Raw genomic sequence first — 23184 nt, forward strand, 5'->3', positions numbered from 1 at the left:
CCGGTTTGTACTCGACCGGCCGGATCCTGCGGTCGATGTCGATGAACGGCAGTGCGCCTGCTATCGCTTCGCGGATGTCCAGCGGCGGTGTGCCCTATGTCGGCATCCTGGCCACCGGTGCGATCGCACTGTTCGGTGTCGGCCTCAACGCGGTGGTGCCCGAGAAGGCGTTCGAGATCGTCCTGAACATGTCGGCGCTCGGAACGATCGTGGCATGGACGGCGATCATCGTCTGCCAGCTCAAGCTGTACCGCTGGGCGAATGAGGGCAAGGTGGAGCGGCCCAAGTTCCGGCTGATGGGCGCGCCCTACACGAGCTACGCGACGCTGGTGTTCCTCGTGACGGTGGTCGTGCTGATGGCGTTCAGTGATGACGAGTTGCAGCGTGGCGCGGTGATCGCCATGGCTGTCATCGTGGTGCCCGCGATGGTCGGCGGCTGGTTCCTCGCCCGCAAGCAGGTGTTGCGCATCGCAGCGATCCGGGAGGGTTACACCGGTCAGTTCCCGGTGCTCGCGGAGCGGCCTGCCACCCGTTCGGCCAATGACGCCGTGGTAGTTCTCGAAAAGCCAGACGACGAAGAGTGAGCCAGTATCCGCCCCGGGCGACACGCCCGGGGCGGACTTATTCCCAATGCTGAGAGCAATGCTTGCACGCGTCGACAGGTGGCGGACCAGAATGAAACCCCGTTTACACGGTGGGTTTGAGAGGTTCGCATGCCGGAGCACCCCAACGCCTCCGACCGTCCGATACCGCACCCATGGGCGAATCGGCGTATGCGTGGCACTGAAGTGCCACGACGGATGCCGCACCCATGGGCATCTCGGCGACCCTCCAAAACCGAGGTGCCTGCACGTTTGCCGCACCCCTGGTCGAAGCCTTCTAACCGCCCGGTGCCCGGCGCGACCTCGAATGCCACTGCCCCTGGCACCGTTTCGGCAGGGTCGACTTCGCTCCGCACGACCGGTGCCGAGCGCACGACCGATTCCGAGCGCGCCTTGCTGGCCGCGCTCGACGAGCCCGCTTCGGGCCGCAGCGCCCGATCACGGCCGAGCGTCCGACGGCTCGGCGACGGGCTGGTCGCGATGCCGCAAGTGAGCCCGCTCGATCCACGGACCTCAGTGCTCGAGCGTCCGGAAGTGCCCGAGCACAAAAGGTTCTGCTGGAAGTGTCAACAGCCGGTCGGCCGATCCACCGAGGCCGGACCGGGCGCCGTGGTGGGCGAATGCGACCGCTGCGGCTCGCCCTTCAACTTCCGACCGGCGCTGCAGCCGGGGGAGATGGTGGCGGGCCAGTACGAAGTGCAGGGCAGCCTCGCACACGGTGGACTCGGCTGGATCTACCTCGCCATCGACCGCAATGTGAGCGATCGATGGGTGGTGCTGAAGGGTCTGCAGAACCCGCTCGACTTCGAGGCGCATGTCGTCGCCCTTGCCGAACGTCAATTCCTGTCCGAGGTGGCCTATCCCGGCATTGTCAAGATCCACAACTTCGTCAAGCACCGGTCGACGCGTGACGTCGCCGACGGCTACATCGTCATGGAATACGTCGGTGGCCGATCACTGAAGAAGATGCTCGATCTGCGTGCCCCGGAACGCATTTCGGTGCCGGATGCCATCGCCTTCATGATGGAGATCCTGCCCGCGCTCGACTATCTGCACTCGTTCGGGCTGGCCTACAACGACCTCAAACCGGACAACATCATGGTCAGCGAGGACGAGGTCAAACTGATCGACCTCGGCGCGGTTGCCGCAATGGAGTCCTACGGGAGCATCTACGGAACTCCCGGATACCAAGCGCCCGAGATCACCGACACCGGCCCCACCGTCGCCTCCGACATCTACACCGTCGGGCGAACGCTGGCCGCGCTGATACTCGAACTGCCCAAGGACAAAGAAGGTCATTACCTGCCCGGCCTGCCGGCCCCGGAGGATCAGCCGCTGCTGCGCCGAAACCCGGCTCTGTACCGGGTGTTGCAACGCGCCACCGACCTGGATCCGCAGCGTCGTTTTCCTTCTGCCTATTCGATGTACAGCCAGCTCGCCGGCGTGCTGCGGATGGTGCTCGCGGCGGAGACCGGCCTCGAACATCCGCAGGCCTCGATCGAATTCGGCTCCATGCGTGGCGATTTCGGCATCGAAACGCTCATCGGCCAGACCGACGGTATGACCGACGGCAGGCACCGCCTGCCTGCCCTCGATGCGCCGAGTGTCGTTGCTGCGCTGCCTGTTCCGCTGATGGACAACGATGACCCGAGTGCCGAGCTGCTGTCCACGCTGTTGCACGGCGATCCGAGACAGGCGCTGGACGCGCTGCGCCGTGCGGCCGACCGCATCGTGTCCGGGACGATCCCGGAACCGGAGTCGTTCGAGCTCGAGGGCACACTGACCGCGATCCGCGCCCACCTCGACCTCGGCGATGTGCGGCTGGCCAGCGATCGGCTCGCCGACCTGCGCCCGCGCTACGACGCCGACTGGCGCCTCGACTGGTACTCCGCGGCCGCCGCGCTGCTGGATGGCCAGCATGCGCGTGCCTTCGAGTACTTCGACCTTGTGCACAGCATGCTGCCCGGTGAGCTCGCACCCGCCCTCGCCCTTGCCGCCACCGCGGAACTCGCACTGCAGCACCTGGATACACCCGCCGAGGCCAAGCGCTGGCACCGGCTCGCGTCGGACTATTACGCGACGGTCTGGAAGACCAACCACGGATTGGTCAGTGCGGCATTCGGCCTGGCTCGTCGGCTTGCGGCCGACGATGCGCTCCTCGAAGCCGTTGCGGTCCTCGATCAGGTACCGGAGGCCTCGCGCTATCACAGTGTCGCGCGCATGACCGGTTGTCTGCTGCTGGTGTCGCGGCCGGTCGCCGACATCACCGAGGCCGACCTCACCGAGGCGGCAACCCGCCTGGATGCGGCGCCGGATGAGCCGCGGGCCCTGCAGCTACAGGTGATCGTCGTGGGGGCGGCACTGGAGTGGCTACGTGCAGGCGGGCAACCGGCCGGGCCTCATTCGATAATTCTCGGCTTCCCGGTTACCGAACTGGGACTGCAGGGCGGACTGGAAACGAGCCTGCGCGCATTGGCGCGTATCGCACCGCACCGCCTGCATCGGTACCGGCTCGTCGATCTGGCCAACCACGTCCGGCCGCAGACCCGCTTCTAGGGCCGCAACGCGCCTGTTCGGACGGCGAGCGCCAGCGCCGCGGGCGCACCGAACGTCACGAGCAGCGGCCACCAGGTGCCGGTGACGAGGGCGGCGGCCAGGGCGAGGACGGCGATCGCTGCGACGGTCACGACGAGCGTGCGCATCGGGTTCGGCTCCGGGAGCGGCGCGGCGGACGGCAGGCTACCGGGGAGGTCGGCGAACAGTTCGGCGAGCTGAGTTTTGGTGGTGGCCGCAGTCACCGCTGCGCTGCGTTCGTCGAACTCGGCAAGGTCCAGCCTGCCCGAACCGAGATGGTGTGACAGTTCCAAGAGCGCGCGTTCACGGTCCTCGACACTGACCCTAGAGCCCGCAGAGTCGTCCATTCCGGAAGGATATGCGCAGGTGGAAATGTTGCACAGGCGTCGTTTTCCATGGACGGGAAGACTGTGACCGAACTAGCGTTTGCTGATTCGTCGCTGGCGGCTATGTAAGCGGCCACAACGGCCCGTGTGGCGGCCGTCGATGCGGACTCGGTGTGGTTTCCTTGAACCATGGCTGCCGCTGTTGAATACACGATCGACGAGCTGGCGCGCGAGGCCGGCACGACCGTGCGGAGTCTGCGGGTCTACCACGAGCGTGGTGTCCTGCCCCCGCCCCAGGTCAAAGGGCGAACCGGGTTCTATGGACCGGAGCATCTCAATCGTGTCCGGACGATCAGCCGACTGCTGGATCGCGGGATCAAACTCAACGGCATCAGGGAATTGCTCGATGCCTGGGACCGTGGTGACGACCTGGGTGACATCCTCGGCGTCATCGAACCCGACGCGGCGAAGGCGGAGGTTGCCGAGGAGCTTCCGGAGGCGGGTGAAACCATAGCCGCGACGGAGCTCGCCGAGCGCTACCGCGAGGTGCCCAACGGGCTCGCCCGCGTGGTCACAGCGGGCCTCTATGAGCCCGTGGACGCCGAAAACTACCGGTTGGCCGACCGTAGACTGGTTCGGATCGTCGAAAAGCTCGGCGCGGCTGGTGTTCCCGCCGCCGAGGTGCTCGACGAACTCGAGAAGCTGCGGGCCGATACCGACCGTATCGCCCGACGTTTCGTCGACCTGTTCCGTCGCACGACCTTTGCGAAGTTCCAGCAGTCCGAAAAGGATTCGGCCGACCGGGCCGAGCTCGCTGAACGCCTTGCCGCGACCAAGAGCATGTCCGGCGAGGCGACCTCGGAGCTCGTGACTCTGTTTGTAGCACGGCATCTCGACCAGGACGCCGAAATCTCCGACGCGCTGTCGCGGGCCTGACCGGTCGAAAATGCCCCTTCGATGTCCACTATTCCCACGCCTGAAGATACTGACCCGTAACGTGCCGTTAAACAGCGGTATGTTTGCTGGCAGGCAGCGACGGCATCGGAGCCGTCCGCGGAGCGAGAATCGCTGGGCCGGAATGCTATTCGGCTACGCGAAACACCCCGAACCCTCATCGCCCTCGAGGTTCTGTGCCACGCCCTGATGGGCCGACCGAGCAGGTTGGTGGCCATCCAGCGCGCCAGGTCGTGTGATCACTCACGACCTACTTAGGTATGTCGTGAGTTAATCTACCGATGCGCGCTGCCCTCATTCCCCACCACAATCTGACTTCGGCACGAGGGCAGCAGATGGGTTGGGTATGGGAAGCGTGACACTGTGGATGCAGATGTCGCTCGACGGCTTTGCGGAGGGGCCGGATCAGGAGATCCACTGGCCGATGGTGGACGAGGAGTTGTGCGAATCGTTTCTCGATGAGCTTCGCGCGGCCGATCTGTTCATCTACGGACGCAAGACGTACGAGATCATGGCATCGTTCTGGCCGACGGCCGACGGAGATCCGGCGATATCCGAGTTCTATGTCGACTTCGCGCGCTGCTGGAAACAGACGCCGAAGCTCGTCATCTCGCGCAGCCTGCGCAGCGCGGGCTGGAACACGCGAGTCGTGCGCGACGGCATGGTCGACGAGATCTGCGCACTGCGAGAGCAGCAGGACTGCAACATGGTTCTGTTCGGCGGTGCCGAGACGGCTTCGGCCTTCATGCGGCACGAATTGATCGATGAGTACCGGCTGTTCGTCCACCCGCTCGTCCTGGGTGGCGGCGTGCCACTGTTCCCGGCGCCTGCTGCGATGGCGGATCTGCAGCTGGTCGATGTGATGACCTTCGACAGTGCCGTCGTGCAGATGCACTACCAGCAGCCTGCTCATCCAGCGATATGTCGGTCGGCGTAGCACCCCGGTAACCTGAAATTTCCAGCGCGTTCGCGTTGATTCGGCTAACTTTCGTCCTATGTCCCTGGTACAGGCACCCACCAGCGAATTCGTCGGCCGCCAAGTGGAATTGGACCGACTAGGTGGCTTGATGGCCGGGGGGGCACGGCTGATCACGCTGGTAGGACCTGGTGGCATCGGTAAGACGCGGTTGGTGGGCGAGTTCGTGCGCCGCGTGCACCGCGCCAAGAGTCACCTGGTGTACTGGGCCGGCCTCGCCGAATTGGAAGGCGATTGCCGAGCCACGGCGCAGGATGTCGTGCAGTCGGCGGTATGCACCTTCGGCGGTGGCAGCAACTACTCCGCGGACCGAGCGGTCTTGGTGCTGGACAACTGTGAACATCTGCTCGGCGCGGTGGGTCCGCTGATCGCGGACCTGCTCGCCGCGGCGCCGAGGCTGACGATCCTGGCCACCAGCAGGGAACCGATCGGCTGGGTCGACGAGTACATCGTCACCGTGCCGCCGCTGTCGCCGGTGCAGTCACTCGAATTGTTCAGACAACGGGCCGAACTCGTCGGGTGGGTGATTCCGGATGATTCCCCACAGCTCGGCGTCGCCGCGCGGATCTGCCGCCGCGTCGATCACAATCCGCTGTTCATCCGGTTGGCCGCGGCGCGGCTGCGCCATCAGCCGCCCGCGATGGTGCTGCGCGAACTCAGCGGCGGTGCCGACGACAAGCGACTGCGGTGGACGCACGGCGCGCGGGCGGGCGCAGAAGCACGCCACCGCGGGGTGTACGACGTCCTCGCCTGGTCCTTCGCGCTGTGTGGCGTGCGGGAACAATTGCTGCTCGAGCGGCTATCGGTCTTCGCGGCGGGCCATGAGACCGATGACGGCGAATCACCGCACCGGGGTATCGAACTCGATGCCGTGATCGCGGTGTGCGCGGACGATATCCTCCCCGCGGGCCAGATCGAGCATCTGCTCGAACGTCTGACGGAACGTTCACTGCTATCGGTGCACCTCACCCCCGCCGCGATGAGCTGGTATCTGGTGGAAAGCGTGCAAGTCTTCGCGCGTGACCGGCTACATCACCGCGATCGCGCGGCAGCGGAACTGCTGTCCGCGCGGCACCGCCGTTACTTCTGTGACAAGGTCGCCGCCGGGCATGTCGGGTGGCACAGTCCAGCGGACAAATCGTGGATCGACTCGGTCGGTCAGGAGATCCGAAGTGCCGTTGAGGTTTCGCGGCCGCTGCCGGTGCCGCTGCCGGCGCGAACACCCTCGTTGTGGAGCGAGTTATCCCAGGCAGAACGCGATGTGGCGGTGTTCGCCGCGGCCGGCTGGCCCAACAGCGCGATCGCCGTCCGTCGCCACAGCTCGGTCCGGACAGTCGACGCCCAGGTTGCCACCATCAGGCAGAAGCTGATGATCGCCTCGCGCAACGAGATCGCTCGCTATATTCCCGAGGAACTCGCAGAGCGCGTTCGGCACGAATCCGAACGCAGGCCACGTCGCACCAGTAGAGTTGCTCGTTATCGATAGGCTACTGCTACATGTGGCCTCGAAATCGATAGGTGAGCAAGGATGTCTGCAGTGAGACCCGGCGATGAAGTTCCCGCCGCGGCGCATGAGTTCGTCGGCAGGCACACCGAGTTGCAGCGGATCGGCACTCTGCTGGCTTCCGCAACCGCGCGACTCATCACCCTGGCCGGACCAGGTGGAATCGGTAAGACCACGTTGGCGACCGAAGCGCTGCGGCGATTTCGGCCGACGCCCAACCATACGGTCTATTGGACGCGGCTGTCCCGGCTGGCGGCGGGCGCCGATGCGGGCGTCGTGGCCGAAGAAGTGGTGCAGTCGGTCGTGACGGCGGATATTGCCGCAAGGTCGGCCTGGGACGGTCTGGTGGAGACATTCACCGGTGGTCACATCGCGGGCAGCCATCGGACGATATTGGTGCTGGACAACTGCGAGCATGTGCTCGCGGGGGTCGGCCCGTTGATCGTCGGTCTGCTGGAAGCGGTGCCGAGCCTGACCATCATCGCGACCAGCCGGGAACCAGTGGGGTGGATCGACGAGCACATCGTTACAGTCCCCCCGATGTCGTCCGGTCATGCACTCGAGCTGTTCCGGCGGCGTGCGGAGCTGACCGGCCGGCCGATCTCCGACAATCCGGAAGAACTTGCCGTCGCCAGGCAGATCTGCTGGCACGTGGACAACAATCCGCTGTTCATCCGGCTGGCGGCGGCTCGCCTGCTGCATCGGCCGCCCATCATTGTGCTGCGTGAACTCACCGGCGATACCGACGACCGGCGCATGCATTGGTCCAACGCCGCCCGGCTCGGGACCGAGGAACGGCACCGCAGTGTGCGGGATGTGATCGCCTGGTCCTACGGCCTGTGCACCGCGGGTGAACAACTCTTGCTCGACCGAATGTCGGTGTTCGTGACAGGGTGCGACAGTGACGGTGCCGAACTGCTCGGCAGCGGAGCGGAATCCGAGGCCATCATCGCGGTCTGCGCCGACAAGTCATTACCGGCGGAAGAGATCGAGCCGTTGCTCGAACGCCTGGCGGAGCGGTCGTTGGTCTCGGTCCGCATCGAGCCGACCATGGTCCGGTACTACCTCCTGGAAAGCGTCGGGGTATTCGTGCGGGACCGACTGTCCCAACGCGGTGACGGCATGGACGAAGCACGGCTGCTTGCCCGTCATCGGCGCTACTACCGGGACAAAGTCGCCGCGGGCCAGGCCACGTGGTACGGCCCGCACGAAAAGGACTGGCTCGACTGGGCGCGTACCGCGTGGTGCAACATCCTGCTCGGCATCGAAACCAGTCTGGTCGAACCCACAGAGGCCGTCATTGGACTGGAGACCGCCGCCATTCTCATGTCGCTGCGCATTCCGTTCATCACCGGTGCCAACCGCGCCATCGGGGGCATCACCGAACAAGCCCTCGAAGCCATCAGGCAGGTCGATCCGCCGCCGACCCAGTTGCGGATCACCGCGACCGCGCTGGTCGGATGGGTGGCAATCTGGCAGGGGCGACATGCCTATACCGCGCAACTGCTGGACGAGTGCGCCGTCGAATGCCTATCCGATCCTGCGCTGCAACAGAACTGGCGCGAGACCGCGCTCGACGATATCGGCTTGCCTGCCCCGGTGGAGTTCACCTGGGGCATAGAGCTGCTACTCATGCACCTCGACCCGCGGGCCATCGATGTACTGACCCGGGCGAGTAGGAAGTTCGCCGAGGTCGACGATGCGGGCGGGGTGCAGCGCAGCGAACTGTTCGCCGCGCTGTCCTGTGCAAACCTGGGTGAGGCCGAGCTAGCGCTCAGCGCTGCGCGGGAGCATCTCGATCGGGCTATCGCCAGCGATTCCCAATGGGCCATCTCCTGGGGGGAGGTGGCGTGGTTGACCGCGGTTTCGCGGCACGGTGATCCGCGCGCTGCGCTGGAAATCGGCCGCGGGGCACTGGAACGTCTGCTGATCTCGGGTGATCGATGGACTGCCGGCTGGATCATCCACTTCAGCATGATGGCGCTGACCTACATTTTGTCCGCCAGGATCGGCGCGCGGGACGGCAGTCGCGCCGAGCTGCGAGCGGCGGCAACCGAAATCGCCTATCTCCAAGGCGGTATCGCCACCTTGCATCGATCGATGGGCATTGCCTCCGAGCGGGTGACGCTGGTGGCTCGTGGGACCGAACACGCGGTCGCGGTGGCGACCTCGATTCTCGGTACGGCGGATTACACAGCGGCCGCCCGCCGTGGCGCGCGTATGCGGCCGGAACACGATGAGTTGCAACGGTTCATGCTCGGCAGGTTCACCATCGAAGAACTGCCCACCGATGTCCCCGCGGCGCGTGCGCCTGCCTCACGCTGGCAGGAGCTCTCGCCCGCGGAACGCGACGTCGCGGTTCTCGCGGCTGCGGGCTGGGCCAACAGCGCGATCGCCGCGCGTCGCGGTAGTTCCATTCGAACAGTCGATGCCCAAGTCGTGGCCATCCGTCGCAAACTGATGGCGGCCACCCGCGCGGACATCATGTGGCACGTGCCGGGTGACCTCAGCGAGCGGATCCGGCTCGAATCCGAGCAGCGGCCCGCGAGGTCCCCGGCACGTCCCTGAACGCGGCTCTGGGGTCTAGGTCAGGTTGCCGTCATAGCAGAGGCTCGCGGACCGCGTCGACCGCTGTGGGCCGGTGCCGCCATCGAAGGTCCACATGTTGATCGACTCAGCGGCCTTCCAGTACACGAAGCCGTTTCGGTCTGCCACGACCTGGTACACGTCCTCGGCGCCTTCGATCAGCTGACTGCCGACGCAATAGTCGTTGTACGAGGTGCCCGGCTGGCGTGCGCCCGGGCTGAACAGACCGGCGGGGTTCGTGTACGCGCCGGGGTTGTGGACGGTGCTGTGCCCGTTGACCGCATGCCCGCGAACCCAATTGGGGCTGCCGAAGTTATCCGATCGGCAGGTGAAGCTCCAGCCTCCTGCATTCACGGACATGCCCTGGGGGTAGGTGTCGCCCGCCCACCGGCACGGCACGGCGGGCTCGGCCGCGGCGGTTCCCGCGCCGACACCGATGCCGCCTGCCGTCACTGCGGTGATGGCGAGCACGGCTAGTGTCTTGGCCTTCTCATGTCCGCTCTTTGTGAACATCGGCTTCTCTCTTTCGTCGTCTGTCCCATCAGCCGACGTCGTTCGGGCTATCCGGGTAGTTCATGCGCCATACAATGTGCCGCTGAGTAGCGGCACGTTCGCTGGGGGGTGTGGAGATATCGATAGTCGAGGCCGCGGCATTGACCGCCGCCGGAGTTCGACTCCGTGACGGCGGTCAATGGCATCGGCTTAATTGCAATACCGCGCCTGGGGCTTGCAGACCTTCCAGCCACCGTTTTCCGAACCCTGAACCTGGTAGGTGCGGGCGTTGTTGGCGGTCTGGTTCTGGTTCTGGCGCTGGTGGTATTCGGTGCGGGCATCCTCTTGCTCGATCTCCCGCAGCGGATTGTTTTCGACGTGGTGGTAACCCATGGGGTCGATGTGATGCGCGCCGGTCGAATCGCCGGAGCTGTAGGAACCGGCGCGGCCCGACCCGCCACCGGAATGGTCACCGGGCACTGCGGATGCCATACCTGCACCTGCGGTGGTGATCGCGCCTACGATGGCGGCGCAGGTCAGCAGGCGGCGAGTGTTGATATTGGTGGTCATTGGATTTCTCCATTCGATTTCGAGCTGTAATCAAGCTGGTGAGGTCTGGGTGCTAACTGGCGTTTCGCTGGTCAGTTAGTGAAAATGCCGCAGAAGAGCGGGCCGGGAATGAATTGCGTTCCGCAGTTCTGGCGACGTTTGTTCTCCTCGTCGCGCCTGCGGTGACGGTGCGAATCGCGTCCCGATTTGTCACGTCCGTGGTGGCTGGGGGATTCGGTCCGCACCGTCGAAACGGCCGGGCCGGGCTGGGCTAGAACCTGCGCGGGCATCAGCACCGCAGGGGTCACCACCGTTGCGCTCACGATCAGCAGGCGGAGCAGGGTTTTTGTGGCCCGTCGCTGTGGGTTGGTCCTGGTCATCGTTTGCGTCCTTCACGATCTCTGGATCGCCCGGGAATCCCCGGCTAGCGACTCACTGTCTATCGTGCCGCTATATAACGTCACATTAATCGACGGTCCGATAGATGTCTAGAGGTTTCTGCCGGGAAATCGCAGTTACGAACAGGTTTCGCAGACGTGTCGAGGAGGGGTCGGTGGCCGTCCGGTCGCGGCAATCCGAAACCTGTCGCGAAGAGGGGGAACCCGATCGGGTGCGCGCGCGTCGAAGACGGCAAAGGGGATTCGAGGTGTTTCGATCGTGCGAGGAGGGGTTGCACATGGAGCGTTGCCCGGGATGCCATACCGCGTGGCGGCGTGGGATCGGCGCAAAGTCGCGGTTGCGGCCGGTACTGCGAGCTGGAGAACTGTGTGAGCGCTACGCGGCGCGTCGGCGGCGGCAATGGCCGGGGCCCGAATCGGGCTGAGGCCATGGGTAATTCGGTACGGCTATTTCTTCTTCTGGTCCTTACTCCCTCCGGAGTTCCGGAGGGAGTAAGGAATTCAGTGCGAACGCATTATTGCGAACGCATCAGATACGCCGTATAGATCAGCGGACGGCGGCCGCGGCGGCGACCATATTGCGCAGCGACGCTTCGACCTCGACCGGTCCCCTGGTCTTCAATCCGCAGTCCGGATTGACCCAGAGTCGTTCGGCTGGAACAGCTTTCAATGCCGCACGCAGGGCGGCGGTGATCTCGTCGACGCTCGGTACCCGCGGCGAGTGGATGTCGTAGACGCCGGGGCCGACACCGAGGTCGAAGCCCGCGGCGTTGAGATCGTCGAGCACCTCCATGTGGGAACGGGCCGCCTCGATCGACGTCACGTCGGCGTCGAGGCCGGCGATCGCATCGATGACTTCACCGAACTCCGAATAGCAGAGATGGGTGTGGATCTGGGTCGAATCCGAGACGCCCGAGGTCGCCAGCCGGAAAGCCTGCACCGACCAGTCGAGGTAGGCCGGCTGATCGACGGCCCGCAGCGGCAGCAGCTCCCGCAGCGCGGGTTCGTCGACCTGGACGATGCGGATATCTGCGGACTGCAGGTCCACCGTCTCGTCCCGGATCGCCAGCGCCACTTGACGTGCCGAGTCGGCAAGCGGTTGGTCGTCGCGCACGAAAGACCAGGCCAGGATCGTCACCGGGCCGGTGAGCATGCCCTTGAGCGGCTTGTCGGTGAGTGATTGGGCGTAGGTGATCCAGTCGACGGTCATCGGAGCGCGGCGTGCCACATCGCCGTAGAGGATCGGCGGCCGCACGCAGCGGGTGCCGTAGGACTGCACCCATCCCGCCTCGGTGGCGGCGAATCCGTCCAACTGTTCGGCGAAGTACTGCACCATGTCGTTGCGCTCGGGCTCGCCGTGCACGAGCACGTCCAACCCCAGCTTCTCTTGCAGCGCAATGACATCCGCGATCTCCGCCTGCATCCTGCGGACATACTCCGCCTGATCGATCTCGCCGGTGCGCAGCGCCGCCCGGGCCAGCCGGATCGCGGAGGTCTGCGGGTAGGAGCCGATCGTGGTGGTCGGCAGCGACGGCAACTGCAACCGTTCGGCTTGCAGTACCCGACGTTGCTCGGCGGCCGCGCGCCGGACGGCGTCCGGGCCGAGCGCGGTCAGCCTGGCACGCACCTGCGGATTGGCGAGCCGGGGATCGGCTCGACGTGTCTCCAGTGCCGTACGGACCGTGTCCAGCTCGGCGGCGATGGCCTGCGGGCCCTCGTTCAGCGCGGTGGCGAGCACCCGCACCTCGGCGACCTTTTCCGCACCGAAGGCCAGCCAGGACCGCAGCTGCTCGTCCAAGCCGGTTTCGGTGTCGAGGGTGTAGGGCACATGCAGCAGCGAGCAGGAGCTCGACACTGCTACCGTCGCCGCGGATCCCAGCAGGGTGCCGAGGGTGGCCAGCGCCCGATCAAGGTCGGTTCGCCAGACATTGCGGCCGTCGACCACACCGGCGACCAGCAGCTTGTCCGCCAGTGCCGGTACCGCGACCACCTCCGAGAGATCGGTCGGTACCGTGAAATCGAGTGCGATGCCCTCGATCTCGGTGCCTGCCAGTGCGGCGAGCGCGGCGCCCGGCTTACCGAAGTAGGTGGCCACCAGGATCGCCGGACGGTCCTGTGCCGCCGATAGCTCCGCGTAAGTGGTGCGTACCAGTTCGATTTCGTCGGCGGTCAGATCGGTGACCGTGATGGGCTCGTCGAGTTGCACCCACTCGGCTCCCGCCGCGGCCAGCAGCCGCAGCAGCTCACGGTAGAGCGGAACGAGCTCGCCGAGGCGATCCAGCGCCGCGCCGCCGGCCGTCTTGGCCAGCTTCAGGAAGGTGATCGGGCCGACGACGACCGGCCGTGCTTGCGTCCCCAGGGCGAGGGCCTCGTGCAGTTGCTCGAGCAGCTGCTCGGGATGCAGCGCGAATGCGGTGTCCGCACCGATTTCCGGCACCAGGTAGTGGTAGTTGGTGTCGAACCACTTGGTCATCTCCAGCGGCTCGACCGTGTCGGTGCCGCGTGCGGCGGCGAAATAGCGATCCAGCGGATCGGCGATGCCTGCCACCCGCGGCGGCAGGGCGCCGAGCAGCGCGGCGGTGTCGAGCACCTGGTCGTAGTAAGAGAACGTCCCGACGGGAATCGAGTCGAGCCCGGCGGCCTGTAGTTCGGTGAGTTGGGTGCGCCGCAGGTCGCGGGCGACGGTGTGCAGCTGCTCGGCGTCGATGCGCCCGGCCCAATAGGACTCGGTGGCGCGCTTGAGCTCACGGTGCGGCCCCACCCGCGGCAGGCCGAGAACCGTTGCGGTGAACGGTGTGTGATGTGAAACAGTCACGATGTTTCTCCAGTGCTGAGTTGAGAGCCAGACGCCCTACGAGCACACGGAAACCAAGTGACATGCCGGAGAAACCGACAGGAGAGCCCGACACGTCGCACTGGTGGTCCGCGCGCCCAATCCACGAGGCGGTGGCCGCCGGATACGGCGTATCCGGCACGGCTGGCAGGTCTTCGGACTTGCGGGCACGGGCCTTCTGGCCGACCCCGGCCTGCGCCGGGGCTCACCTACTGGCCGTCGCTTCCCAAGTCGAGGGGCAGATCGCCCGTTGAACTCAGTGCCTGTGACGGCGGTCGTTCCTGCATACCGCTGCGGGACAGTCCCGGATTCTCACCGGGTTCCCTCTTCACCCGCGCACCCGACATTCGGGTCCACGAGCTTCGACTCCGGCACGCGACGTCGGGGCTCCATCTCGTCTGCGTACCAGCGAACCAGCTGCACCAACCAGCATAGGGCAGCGGTCACCGATGAACCGCACCTCACTTGACTGCGACCCGTCAGCGATCGCGCAGCGAAGGCGGCTCCAAGCCCCTCGGTAGCCATCATTTCTCTACTCTCACCCGCCCCGCCCCGTGTGACAGCCGGACACCCACCATCCTGGAGCCCGGTTCGACACAGGGTGCGGCTCCCGACAGGGGTGCGGCTGCCATCGAGATCGGGCGGCGGCAGGTGGGACGGCGGGTGTTGGTGGATTCGAGAACGTCCCCTCCGCCAGACTTCACGCCGGAAGCCGTGCGCTGCCTGCCTGAGTTGCAGAAGAGGAAGCCGGGTAATCCACCCGACGTGACCAGCACCGCCCGACAAAGTCGCGGGAGCAGCCGAAACTGGGCAGCGTGCTCTGGGGTTCGAAGGGTTTGTGAACGCCACCACCGCCGGTCTTCACGCCGGAAGCCGTGTGCCTGCCTGCTGGAGTTGCGGAAGAGAAAGTCGGGTACTCCCACTCGACGTGCCCAGCACTGCCCGGGTGAACCCTTGAAGGGCACCCGGAACTGGACAGCGTGCTCTGAGGTTCGAAAACCGAGCTCACTTCCCTGAGTGCAGCGCCGCCGGCCGGTAGGTGGAGCGTGGGTGGCGTGCCCCGGGTTGGGGAAGCGAGGTCAGCTTCCAGCGGTGTTCCAGGCAGTGCTGGGTGCGTCGTGTGCCGTACCTGGCTTTCTCTTCCGCAGCCTGGGCAGGCAGGCACATGGCTTCCGGCGTGCGGGCTGGTTGTGGTTGCGTTCCACACACTTTCGGTATCGAGGGTAGTGAAATGGCGGCTGTCTGAGGCGGTGTGAGCCACCATTTCTCTCACGTCGACCTGAGCAGGCCGGCGGTGGCTTTCGGTGTGCGGACTGGTGGACGGTTGTCGGGCTTTGCGGCCGGGCTGCAAAATGAACGCAGCATTACCGCAACTTCGCAGGGTTGCTAGGTGGCGTTGGGAAGATTCCTGCGAAGGGGCCTTCCGTGTCAAAAGCATCTTCGGGGCCGGGTACCTTAGGTCAATGTTCTCGAAAGTCTTGGTCGCCAACCGTGGCGAAATCGCGATCCGGGCCTTCCGCGCGGCCTATGAGCTCGGCATCGGAACCGTCGCGGTTTTCCCGTACGAGGACCGCAATTCGGTCCACCGGTTGAAGGCGGCCGAGTCTTACCAGATCGGTGAAGAGGGCCACCCGGTCCGGGCGTATCTCTCCATCGACGCCATTATCGAGGCCGCCAAGTCGGCGGGCGCCGACGCGATCTATCCCGGCTACGGCTTCCTGTCCGAGAACCCCGACCTGGCCGCTGCCTGTGCGCGCGAGGGCATCACCTTCATCGGTCCTTCGGCGGAGGTGCTCGAGCTGGCGGGCAACAAGGCGCGCGCCATCGCGGCGGCGAAGGCGGCCGGGCTGCCGGTGCTGCGCTCCAGTGAGCCGTCGGCGGACGTCGAGGCGCTGGTCGCGGCCTCCGAGCAGCTGGACTACCCGATCTTCGTGAAGGCCGTCGCCGGTGGCGGTGGTCGCGGCATGCGCCGCGTCGCCGCCCCCGAGTACCTGCGTGAGTCGATCGAGGCGGCATCGCGGGAGGCCGAGTCGGCCTTCGGTGATCCGACGGTGTTCCTCGAGCAGGCCGTGGTGAACCCGCGTCACATCGAGGTGCAGATCCTCGCCGACCAGCACGGCAACGTGATGCACTTGTTCGAGCGGGACTGTTCGCTGCAGCGGCGGCACCAGAAGGTGATCGAGCTCGCGCCCGCGCCGAACCTGGATCCCGTACTGCGCGAAAAGATCTGCGCCGACGCGGTCGCCTTCGCTCGGCAGATCGGCTACAGCTGCGCGGGCACCGTCGAGTTCTTGCTCGACGAGCGCGGCCATCACGTCTTCATCGAAATGAACCCGCGTATTCAGGTCGAACACACGGTGACCGAGGAGATCACCGATGTGGACCTGGTGCAGTCGCAGCTGCGTATCGCGGCGGGGGAGACCCTCGAGCAGCTCGGTCTGAGTCAGGAGACCGTGCAGATCCGCGGCGCAGCACTGCAGTGCCGTATCACCACCGAGGACCCGGCCAACGGTTTCCGTCCGGACACCGGCCGCATCACCGCCTACCGCACCCCCGGTGGCGCAGGAATTCGCCTGGACGGCGGCGCGAACCTGGGCGCAGAGGTCGGCGCCTACTTCGACTCCATGCTGGTGAAGCTCACCTGTCGAGGCCGCGATTTCGAGACCGCGATCGCGCGGGCTCGCCGTGCGGTGGCGGAGTTCCGAATCCGTGGCGTGGCAACCAACATTCCGTTCCTGCAGGCGGTGCTCGACGATCCCGATTTCCGTGCGGGCCGGGTCACCACCTCGTTCATCGAGGAACGCCCGCAGCTGCTCACGCTGCGCGGGTCGGCCGACCGCGGCACCAAGATCCTCACCTATCTGGCCGATGTCACCGTGAACAAGCCGCACGGCGAGCGACCGACGACGGTGTATCCGCATGACAAGCTGCCCGCGCTCGATATGACGGCGCCGCCGCCTCCGGGTTCCCGGCAGCGGCTGCTGAGCCTCGGCCCCGAGGGTTTCGCGCGGGCGCTGCGCGAACAGAAGGCCGTCGGTGTCACCGACACCACCTTCCGCGACGCGCACCAGTCGTTGCTGGCCACTCGGGTTCGGACCAATGGCCTGCTCGCCGTCGCGGGACATGTCGCGCGGATGACACCCGAGTTGCTCTCCATCGAGGCCTGGGGCGGCGCTACTTATGATGTGGCGCTCCGCTTCCTGTACGAGGATCCATGGGAGCGGCTGGCCGCACTGCGCGAGGCCGTGCCCAATATCTGCCTGCAAATGCTGCTGCGTGGCCGCAACACCGTCGGCTACACGCCCTACCCCGAGCGAGTGACTCGCGCATTCGTGTCCGAGGCCACCGCGACCGGCATCGATATCTTCCGCATCTTCGACGCGCTCAACAATGTCGACCAGATGCGCCCCGCCATCGATGCGGTGCGCGAAACCGGTACCGCCATCGCGGAAGTCGCGATGAGCTACACCGGTGACCTGTCCAACCCGGACGAGACCATCTACACCCTCGACTATTACCTCAAACTCGCCGAGCAGATCGTGGACGCGGGCGCACATGTCCTCGCCATCAAGGACATGGCAGGTCTACTGCGCGCCCCCGCTGCCGCCACCCTGGTGACCGCGCTGCGCCGTAACTTCGATCTGCCGGTGCACGTGCACACCCATGACACCCCCGGCGGGCAGTTGGCCACCTATCTCGCCGCCTGGCAGGCGGGCGCCGACGCGGTCGACGGCGCCAGCGCCGCCATGGCGGGCACCACCAGCCAGCCCGCGCTGTCGGCGATCGTCGCCGCCGCCGCGCACAGTGAGTACGACACCGGTCTGAACCTGCAGAATGTCTGCGATCTGGAGCCGTTCTGGGAGGCACTGCGAAAGGTGTACGCGCCCTTCGAGTCCGGGCTCCCCGCCCCGACCGGTCGCGTCTACACCCACGAGATCCCCGGCGGTCAGTTGTCGAACCTGCGTCAGCAGGCCATCGCGCTCGGGCTAGGTGACCGGTTCGAAGAGGTCGAAGCGAAGTATGCGGCGGCAGATCGGCTGCTCGGTCGTCTGGTCAAGGTGACTCCTTCGTCGAAGGTGGTCGGCGACCTTGCCCTCGCCCTCGTCGGCACCGACGTCGACATCGACGACTTCGCGACCGACCCAGGCCGCTACGACATTCCCGATTCGGTCATCGGCTTCCTGCGTGGGGAACTGGGCACCCCGGCAGGCGGCTGGCCGGAGCCTTTCCGCAGCAGGGCGCTGGCAGGTCGGGGACCTGCGAAACCGGAGACCCCGCTGACAGCCGAGGACGAGGCCGGGCTCGCCGGTTCGTCGGAGGAGCGCAGGGACACGCTGAACCGGCTGTTGTTCCCCGGCCCCACGGCCGAATTCCTCGCGCACCGCGAGCAGTACGGCGACACCTCCGGCCTGTCGGCCAACCAGTTCTTCTACGGCCTGCGCCGCGGCGACGAGCATCGGGTGCAGTTGGAGAAGGGCGTGACCCTACTCATCGGTCTGGAGGCCATCTCCGAGCCCGACGAGCGCGGTATGCGCACGGTGATGTGCATCCTCAACGGTCAGTTGCGTCCTGTCGCGGTCCGTGACAGGTCCATCGCCAGCGAGATCCCGGCCGCGGAGAAGGCGGACAAGACCAATTCGGGCCATATCGCCGCTCCGTTCGCGGGTGTGGTGACTCTGGCTGTGTCGGAAGGTGATTCGATCGGCGCGGGTGACACCATCGGCACCATCGAGGCGATGAAGATGGAGGCCGCGATCACCGCGCCGCGTGCGGGCACGGTCGGGCGGGTCGCGATCGGCCGGGTGCAGCAGGTCGAGGGCGGCGATCTGCTGGTCGAGTTGGTCGTGCGCGAGTCCGCGGGCGAATGACACGGATCGTTGCGGGAACAGCGGGCGGGCGGCGGCTACGGGTGCCGCCCGCAGGCACGAGGCCTACCTCCGACCGGGTGCGTGAGGCGCTGTTCAGCGCGCTGGAGGCGCGGATGGACTTCGACGGCGTGCGCGTGCTCGATCTCTACGCGGGTTCGGGCGCGCTCGGCCTCGAGGCGCTGTCGCGTGGCGCCCGGCACGCGCTGCTGATCGAGTCCGACCGCAAGGCTGCTGCGATCGTGCGCGGCAATATTGCCGATCTCGGCTTGCCCGGCGCGGAACTGCGCGTCGGCGCGGTCACGGCCGTCTTGGCGCACGCCGGCGCCGGTGACTACGACCTCGCGCTGTCCGATCCGCCGTATGACGTGGACACCGCCGCGGTGACCGATGATGTCCGTGCCCTCGCCGAGCGCGGCTGGCTCGCGCCCGGCGCGCTCGTCGTGGTGGAACGCTCCATCCGCTCGCCCGAGATCGATTGGCCCACAGGGTACTTCCCGGCGAAGGCGCGCAAGTACGGCGAGACCAGGATCGAGCTCGCGGAATTCGTCGGCGGCCCGCCTGCTAGCGTTTGAGCTATGGCAGGAGCGTTGTGCCCGGGCTCGTTCGACCCGGTGACCAATGGACACATCGACGTCTTCAACCGGGCCTCGGCCCAGTTCGACGAGGTCGTGGTGACCGTCATGATCAACAAGAGCAAGAAGGGCATGTTCAGCGTCGAGGAACGGATGGAGATGCTGCGCGAGGCCACCGCCCACCTGCCCAACATTCGGGTGGAGTCGTGGTACGGCCTGCTTGTCGATTTCGCGCGGGAGCAGGGCATCACCGCGATCGTCAAGGGCCTGCGCGACGCGGGTGACTTCGGCTACGAGCTGCAGATGGCACAGATGAACAAGAAGCTCTCCGGAGTCGACACCTTCTTCATCGCCACCAACCCGTCGTTCAGCTTCCTGTCCAGCTCCTTGGTCAAGGAGGTGGCGGCCTTCGGCGGTGATGTCACCGACATGCTTCCGCCTTCGGTCCACAAGCGTCTCCTGGATCGCCTCGCCGAGCAGCGCAGCTAGACAGTTACCCCGAAACGCAAATCCGCCCCGGCGCCAGAAATCTTGGCGCCGGGGCGGATGTGTTCGGGCTGATATCGAAGGTCTCAGAACACCAGGCCACGCAGGGCCAGGAAGCGCATTCCGCCGACGACCGCCGTGATTCCGAGGATTGCGGCGGCTTCTGCGACTCCGCCGATGCCGGGTGTCCAGACATCGAGGGCGGCCAGCCCCGCCGTGGTGATGCCGAGGCCGATCAGCGCCAGGCCGCCACCTTCCCACTGTGCGGTGAACCAGCCGACCCGGCCGGACGCGTGGAAGGTGAGCTGGCGGTGCAGCTCGTTGGCGATGATGGTGCTGACGATCGACCCGACCACGTTGGCGATCAGGGGACCGATGCCGTGCATCGCGAAGAACAGCAGGACGTAGGCGATATTGCTCGATCCGCCGACCAGTGCGAAACGGATCAGCTGGGCGAAGGGACGGTCGCCGCGCAGGTACTGCATGAGCTGTTCGAACCGGGGGGCAGCCGACGCTGCCGACCGCAGCACCGGGTACGGGCCAGCCCAGGGGGTGTAGATGCTGGCGGCCGTCGGTCGCGGGATTTCCAGAACAGTCATTGTCTTTCCGATCGAACAGAGCCTTTGGTGGGGACAACAGCGATGGTCATCGCTTTCCTTCCCGCCGACGTCTCGAGCAAGTTCCTTGTTTACTGCTTGTTCAGTATGTACTGAACAATTGGAACTTGTCAATCATCGGCTTCTGGTTGTCCACCCTTCGGCGTCCTCCTGTCCCACTGTCCCGGTGGGGGCCTGGGATTAGCTTATGAAGATCTTGTTCCGACCTTCTGGATAAATGTAACACCAAGTGGAGGTGGATCCTCCACTTGATTTTGTGGCGTGCGAGACACTGGCACGACACACCGGAGGGTGACTCGGCACTTACGGTGACGAGGGGCACACTGGGCCTCGGTGAGAAAGTTCGCCGTAGTCCGCAGGAGAGTGGGGTAGTGAGCATGTATCGCGTATTCGAAGCACTCGACGAGCTGGTCGCCATCGTCGAGGAGGCACGCGGAATCCCGCCGACTCGCAGCTGCATTGTGCCGCGCGGTGATGTGCTCGAGCTGCTCGACGACGTGCGTGACGCGTTGCCCGGCGAACTCGACGACGCCCAGGACGTGCTCGACCATCGCGACAAGATCGTCTCGGATGCCCGCTCGGCCGCCGAGACGACGGTGACAAGCGCCGATGAGCAGGCCAGTGCGACCGTCGAATCCGCGCGCGAGGAGGCCGATCGGATCCTCGCCGACGCCAAGGCGCATGCCGATCGCATGGTGGCCGAGGCGAGCACGCACGCCGATCATCTGGTGAACACCGCTCAGGCCGAGGCCGACCGCGTCGTCGCCGACGGCAATGCCGAATTCGAGGCCGTCACCGGCCGGGCCCGCACGGAATCCGAGCGCATGGCCGAGGCGGGCCAGGCCTCCTATGACCGCTCGGTCGCGGAGGGGCAGGCCGAGCGGGATCGCCTCGTCGCACAGACCGAGGTGGTGCGGGCCGCGCACGCCGAGTCGGCGCGCGTGATCGACGCGGCGCACGCCGAGGTCGACCGCATGCGCGACGAGTGTGACCACTACGTCGACAGCAAGCTCGCCGAATTCGAGGAGGCCCTCGACAGCACCCTGCGTATCGTCGGTCGTGGTCGCCACCAGCTGCGCTCCGGCGCGGGTGCGCCGGACTATGCAGGGGAATATCGCCGCTAGCCGCCTACCGGCTGGGACGGCGGTGGCGTTTTGGGCTTCGGGTGACCCCTCGCGTATTGTGGTGTGGTTGCCCATTTCCTTCGAACGTGAGTGAGTTTCGTGATGTCCGCCGGTTCCGGTTCTGCCTCGCGTCCCCATGCGGCTGCGCGCCGCAATCCGGACGCGTTCTTTGTGCTGGACACTCGCAGCCTGGGCCGTCGCCCGGGAACGATGCAGGAGTTCCATCGCATCATCACCACGAAGGATCGAATCGGGCTGGACCTGATCGCCATACCTGCGCGTTCCGATGTCGAACTCGACCTGCAACTGCAAGCGGTGTCCGAGGGTGTGCTGGTCACCGGAACGGTGGCGGCGTCGACGGCGGGGGAGTGCACGCGCTGCCTGGAACCGTTCACCGGTGAGGTGGAGCTCAACCTGACCGAGCTGTTCGCCTACCCGGACAGCGCGACCGAGCAGACCACCGAGGACGACGAGATCCACCGTCTGATCGACGACACTATCGACCTGGAACCGGTGATCATCGACGCCATCGGTCTCGAGCTTCCGTTGCAGCCGTTGTGCTCTCCGGACTGCGCGGGACTGTGCCCGGAATGCGGTGTACGGATGGCGATTGCGGGTTCCGACCATGGGCATGAGATACTTGACCCTCGCTGGGCCGGGTTGGCGAAGTTCGCCACCGAGTCGCCCGGCAGTGGCAGCCCCGATTCGGGTGCCGCCGACCCCGATCATTAAGACCCGGATCAGCAAAACCGATCTGTGAACTGGCAAGCAATAAGACAAGAGGAGAAGTAGTCGTGGCCGTTCCCAAGCGCCGGATGTCCCGTTCCAACACCAGGTCGCGGCGCAGTCAGTGGAAGGCCACCGCGCCGACCCTGATCACGTGCCCGAACCGTGCCTGCGGCGAGAAGACGCTGCCGCACATCGCGTGCCCCTCCTGCGGCACGTACAAGGGCCGCCAGGTCACCGCTGCTGTCTGATCGTTCGACCTGTCGTATCGACGTGACCGTCAGTAAGGACGAACCGGGCCCCTCCGGTGATCATGACCGGCTGCTCGCCGCGCTCGGCGTCGGCGTGCAGCCGGATTTGTTGCGCCTCGCGCTGACCCACCGGTCCTACGCCTATGAAAACGGTGGGCTGCCGACCAATGAGCGCTTGGAATTCCTCGGCGACTCGGTCCTCGGCCTGAGCATCACCGAGCGGCTGTACCACGAGCACCCGGACAAGTCCGAGGGCGAACTGGCAAAGCTGCGGGCGAGCGTGGTGAACATGCACGCACTCGCCGAGGTGGCGCGCGGACTGGGCGAAGGCGGCCTCGGCGTGCACTTGCTGCTGGGTAAGGGCGAAGAGCTCACCGGCGGTCGGGACAAGCCGAGCATTCTCGCCGACGGCATGGAGTCGCTGCTCGGAGCGGTGCATCTCGAGCACGGCATCGATGTGGCGCGTGAGGTAGTGCTGCGGCTGTTCGCCGACCTGCTCGAGCGCGGTCCCCGAATGGGGGCGGGCCTCGACTGGAAGACCAGCCTGCAGGAGCTCACCGCCGAACGCGGCCTCGGTGTACCCAGCTACGAGATCACTTCGACGGGCCCCGACCACGACAAGGAATTCACCGCGACCACGGTGATCGGCGGCCGCCCGTACGGTTCCGGCATCGGCCGATCCAAGAAGGAAGCGGAGCAGAAGGCTGCGGGCGCCGCCTACCAGGCACTGACCGCCGAAGCCTGAC

At 66.0% G+C, this 23184-nt stretch carries 19 protein-coding genes and 1 riboswitch; of the genes, 13 read left to right on the top strand and 6 right to left on the bottom strand.

Going from position 1 to position 23184, the window contains the following annotated elements:
• Together ACLMAL_RS18200 and ACLMAL_RS18205 are read left to right on the top strand one after the other, a co-directional pair.
• A partial coding sequence (locus tag ACLMAL_RS18200; RefSeq protein WP_412000155.1) for an amino acid permease occupies positions 1–584 on the top strand: 584 nt, incomplete at its 5' end.
• A gap of 270 nt (positions 585–854) precedes the next feature.
• Positions 855–3158, top strand: coding sequence for a tetratricopeptide repeat protein (locus tag ACLMAL_RS18205; RefSeq protein WP_412000156.1), 2304 nt, complete (start codon positions 855–857; stop codon positions 3156–3158).
• Here ACLMAL_RS18205 and ACLMAL_RS18210 read toward each other — a convergent pair.
• On the bottom strand, positions 3155–3523 hold the full coding sequence (locus ACLMAL_RS18210; protein ID WP_412000157.1) for a DUF1707 domain-containing protein: 369 nt from the start codon (positions 3521–3523) through the stop codon (positions 3155–3157). The two genes, ACLMAL_RS18205 and ACLMAL_RS18210, sit on opposite strands and share 4 nt — an antisense overlap.
• Positions 3524–3691: 168 nt before the next feature.
• On the opposite strand from ACLMAL_RS18210, the gene ACLMAL_RS18215 reads away from it, so the two are divergent.
• From ACLMAL_RS18215 to ACLMAL_RS18230, 4 genes are all read left to right on the top strand, one after another.
• Entirely contained in the window at positions 3692–4438 is a 747-nt protein-coding gene (locus tag ACLMAL_RS18215; RefSeq protein ID WP_412000158.1) for a MerR family transcriptional regulator, read from the top strand.
• Positions 4439–4802: 364 nt separating this feature from the next.
• On the top strand, positions 4803–5393 hold the full coding sequence (locus ACLMAL_RS18220) for a dihydrofolate reductase family protein (protein ID WP_412000159.1): 591 nt from the start codon (positions 4803–4805) through the stop codon (positions 5391–5393).
• A gap of 58 nt (positions 5394–5451) precedes the next feature.
• The gene (locus tag ACLMAL_RS18225) at positions 5452–6918 is read left to right on the top strand and encodes a helix-turn-helix transcriptional regulator (protein WP_412000160.1); all 1467 of its coding nucleotides are present in this window, start codon (positions 5452–5454) and stop codon (positions 6916–6918) included.
• Between the two features lie 42 nt (positions 6919–6960).
• Positions 6961–9504 (top strand): ATP-binding protein, encoded by a 2544-nt coding sequence (locus ACLMAL_RS18230; RefSeq protein WP_412000161.1) that lies wholly within the window; start codon positions 6961–6963, stop codon positions 9502–9504.
• A 15-nt stretch (positions 9505–9519) separates the two neighbouring features.
• Here ACLMAL_RS18230 and ACLMAL_RS18235 read toward each other — a convergent pair whose 3' ends face one another.
• The 4 genes from ACLMAL_RS18235 to metE form a co-directional block, all read right to left on the bottom strand.
• Positions 9520–10035 carry a hypothetical protein gene (locus ACLMAL_RS18235; RefSeq protein WP_412000162.1) on the bottom strand — a complete coding sequence of 172 codons (516 nt, stop codon included), beginning with the start codon at positions 10033–10035 and terminating at the stop codon, positions 9520–9522.
• A gap of 189 nt (positions 10036–10224) precedes the next feature.
• Entirely contained in the window at positions 10225–10584 is a 360-nt protein-coding gene (locus tag ACLMAL_RS18240) for a hypothetical protein (RefSeq protein WP_412000163.1), read from the bottom strand.
• A 71-nt stretch (positions 10585–10655) separates the two neighbouring features.
• Entirely contained in the window at positions 10656–10943 is a 288-nt protein-coding gene (locus tag ACLMAL_RS18245) for a hypothetical protein (protein WP_412000164.1), read from the bottom strand.
• A gap of 565 nt (positions 10944–11508) precedes the next feature.
• The gene (gene metE / locus ACLMAL_RS18250; protein WP_412000165.1) at positions 11509–13776 is read right to left on the bottom strand and encodes a 5-methyltetrahydropteroyltriglutamate--homocysteine S-methyltransferase; all 2268 of its coding nucleotides are present in this window, start codon (positions 13774–13776) and stop codon (positions 11509–11511) included.
• A 146-nt stretch (positions 13777–13922) separates the two neighbouring features.
• A riboswitch (cobalamin riboswitch) is annotated at positions 13923–14153 on the bottom strand.
• Positions 14154–15257: 1104 nt separating this feature from the next.
• Here metE and ACLMAL_RS18255 point away from each other — a divergent pair.
• From ACLMAL_RS18255 to coaD, 3 genes are read left to right on the top strand one after another with little or no spacing between them, the layout of a single operon-like run.
• Positions 15258–18662, top strand: a complete 3405-nt coding sequence (locus ACLMAL_RS18255) for a pyruvate carboxylase (RefSeq protein ID WP_412000166.1) — start codon at positions 15258–15260, stop codon at positions 18660–18662.
• Entirely contained in the window at positions 18659–19234 is a 576-nt protein-coding gene (gene rsmD / locus ACLMAL_RS18260; RefSeq protein ID WP_412000167.1) for a 16S rRNA (guanine(966)-N(2))-methyltransferase RsmD, read from the top strand. Before ACLMAL_RS18255 ends, rsmD begins: the two co-directional genes overlap by 4 nt.
• A 3-nt stretch (positions 19235–19237) precedes the next feature.
• The gene (coaD, locus tag ACLMAL_RS18265; RefSeq protein WP_412000168.1) at positions 19238–19723 is read left to right on the top strand and encodes a pantetheine-phosphate adenylyltransferase; all 486 of its coding nucleotides are present in this window, start codon (positions 19238–19240) and stop codon (positions 19721–19723) included.
• A gap of 83 nt (positions 19724–19806) precedes the next feature.
• Here coaD and ACLMAL_RS18270 read toward each other — a convergent pair whose 3' ends face one another.
• Positions 19807–20319, bottom strand: a complete 513-nt coding sequence (locus ACLMAL_RS18270) for a GtrA family protein (protein ID WP_412000169.1) — start codon at positions 20317–20319, stop codon at positions 19807–19809.
• 395 nt (positions 20320–20714) lie between these two features.
• Between ACLMAL_RS18270 and ACLMAL_RS18275 the strand changes: the two genes are divergently transcribed.
• The 4 genes from ACLMAL_RS18275 (at position 20715) to rnc (ending at position 23183) form a co-directional block, all read left to right on the top strand.
• On the top strand, positions 20715–21461 hold the full coding sequence (locus tag ACLMAL_RS18275; RefSeq protein WP_412000305.1) for a DivIVA domain-containing protein: 747 nt from the start codon (positions 20715–20717) through the stop codon (positions 21459–21461).
• A 102-nt stretch (positions 21462–21563) separates the two neighbouring features.
• Positions 21564–22193: a YceD family protein gene (locus ACLMAL_RS18280; protein ID WP_412000170.1), complete on the top strand. Its 630-nt coding sequence runs from the start codon at positions 21564–21566 to the stop codon at positions 22191–22193.
• Between the two features lie 62 nt (positions 22194–22255).
• The gene (gene rpmF, locus ACLMAL_RS18285; protein ID WP_014987105.1) at positions 22256–22438 is read left to right on the top strand and encodes a 50S ribosomal protein L32; all 183 of its coding nucleotides are present in this window, start codon (positions 22256–22258) and stop codon (positions 22436–22438) included.
• A gap of 22 nt (positions 22439–22460) precedes the next feature.
• Positions 22461–23183, top strand: a complete 723-nt coding sequence (rnc, locus tag ACLMAL_RS18290; RefSeq protein ID WP_328404098.1) for a ribonuclease III — start codon at positions 22461–22463, stop codon at positions 23181–23183.
• Position 23184: the final 1 nt, after the last annotated feature.

The sequence above is a fragment of the Nocardia sp. CWNU-33 genome, assembly GCF_046764895.1.
In the GTDB taxonomy this organism is placed as follows: Bacteria; Actinomycetota; Actinomycetes; order Mycobacteriales; family Mycobacteriaceae; genus Nocardia.

What these genes read in the sequence shown, in the direction of transcription:
- ACLMAL_RS18210 (WP_412000157.1), bottom strand. Translation starts at nt 3,523, where the DNA reads ATGGACGACTCTGCGGGCTCTAGGGTCAGTGTCGAGGACCGTGAACGC.
- ACLMAL_RS18215 (WP_412000158.1), top strand. Translation starts at nt 3,692, where the DNA reads ATGGCTGCCGCTGTTGAATACACGATCGACGAGCTGGCGCGCGAGGCC.
- ACLMAL_RS18220 (WP_412000159.1), top strand. Translation starts at nt 4,803, where the DNA reads ATGGGAAGCGTGACACTGTGGATGCAGATGTCGCTCGACGGCTTTGCG.
- ACLMAL_RS18225 (WP_412000160.1), top strand. Translation starts at nt 5,452, where the DNA reads ATGTCCCTGGTACAGGCACCCACCAGCGAATTCGTCGGCCGCCAAGTG.
- ACLMAL_RS18230 (WP_412000161.1), top strand. Translation starts at nt 6,961, where the DNA reads ATGTCTGCAGTGAGACCCGGCGATGAAGTTCCCGCCGCGGCGCATGAG.
- ACLMAL_RS18235 (WP_412000162.1), bottom strand. Translation starts at nt 10,035, where the DNA reads ATGTTCACAAAGAGCGGACATGAGAAGGCCAAGACACTAGCCGTGCTC.
- ACLMAL_RS18240 (WP_412000163.1), bottom strand. Translation starts at nt 10,584, where the DNA reads ATGACCACCAATATCAACACTCGCCGCCTGCTGACCTGCGCCGCCATC.
- ACLMAL_RS18245 (WP_412000164.1), bottom strand. Translation starts at nt 10,943, where the DNA reads ATGACCAGGACCAACCCACAGCGACGGGCCACAAAAACCCTGCTCCGC.
- ACLMAL_RS18255 (WP_412000166.1), top strand. Translation starts at nt 15,258, where the DNA reads ATGTTCTCGAAAGTCTTGGTCGCCAACCGTGGCGAAATCGCGATCCGG.
- rsmD (WP_412000167.1), top strand. Translation starts at nt 18,659, where the DNA reads ATGACACGGATCGTTGCGGGAACAGCGGGCGGGCGGCGGCTACGGGTG.
- coaD (WP_412000168.1), top strand. Translation starts at nt 19,238, where the DNA reads ATGGCAGGAGCGTTGTGCCCGGGCTCGTTCGACCCGGTGACCAATGGA.
- ACLMAL_RS18270 (WP_412000169.1), bottom strand. Translation starts at nt 20,319, where the DNA reads ATGACTGTTCTGGAAATCCCGCGACCGACGGCCGCCAGCATCTACACC.
- ACLMAL_RS18275 (WP_412000305.1), top strand. Translation starts at nt 20,715, where the DNA reads ATGTATCGCGTATTCGAAGCACTCGACGAGCTGGTCGCCATCGTCGAG.
- ACLMAL_RS18280 (WP_412000170.1), top strand. Translation starts at nt 21,564, where the DNA reads ATGTCCGCCGGTTCCGGTTCTGCCTCGCGTCCCCATGCGGCTGCGCGC.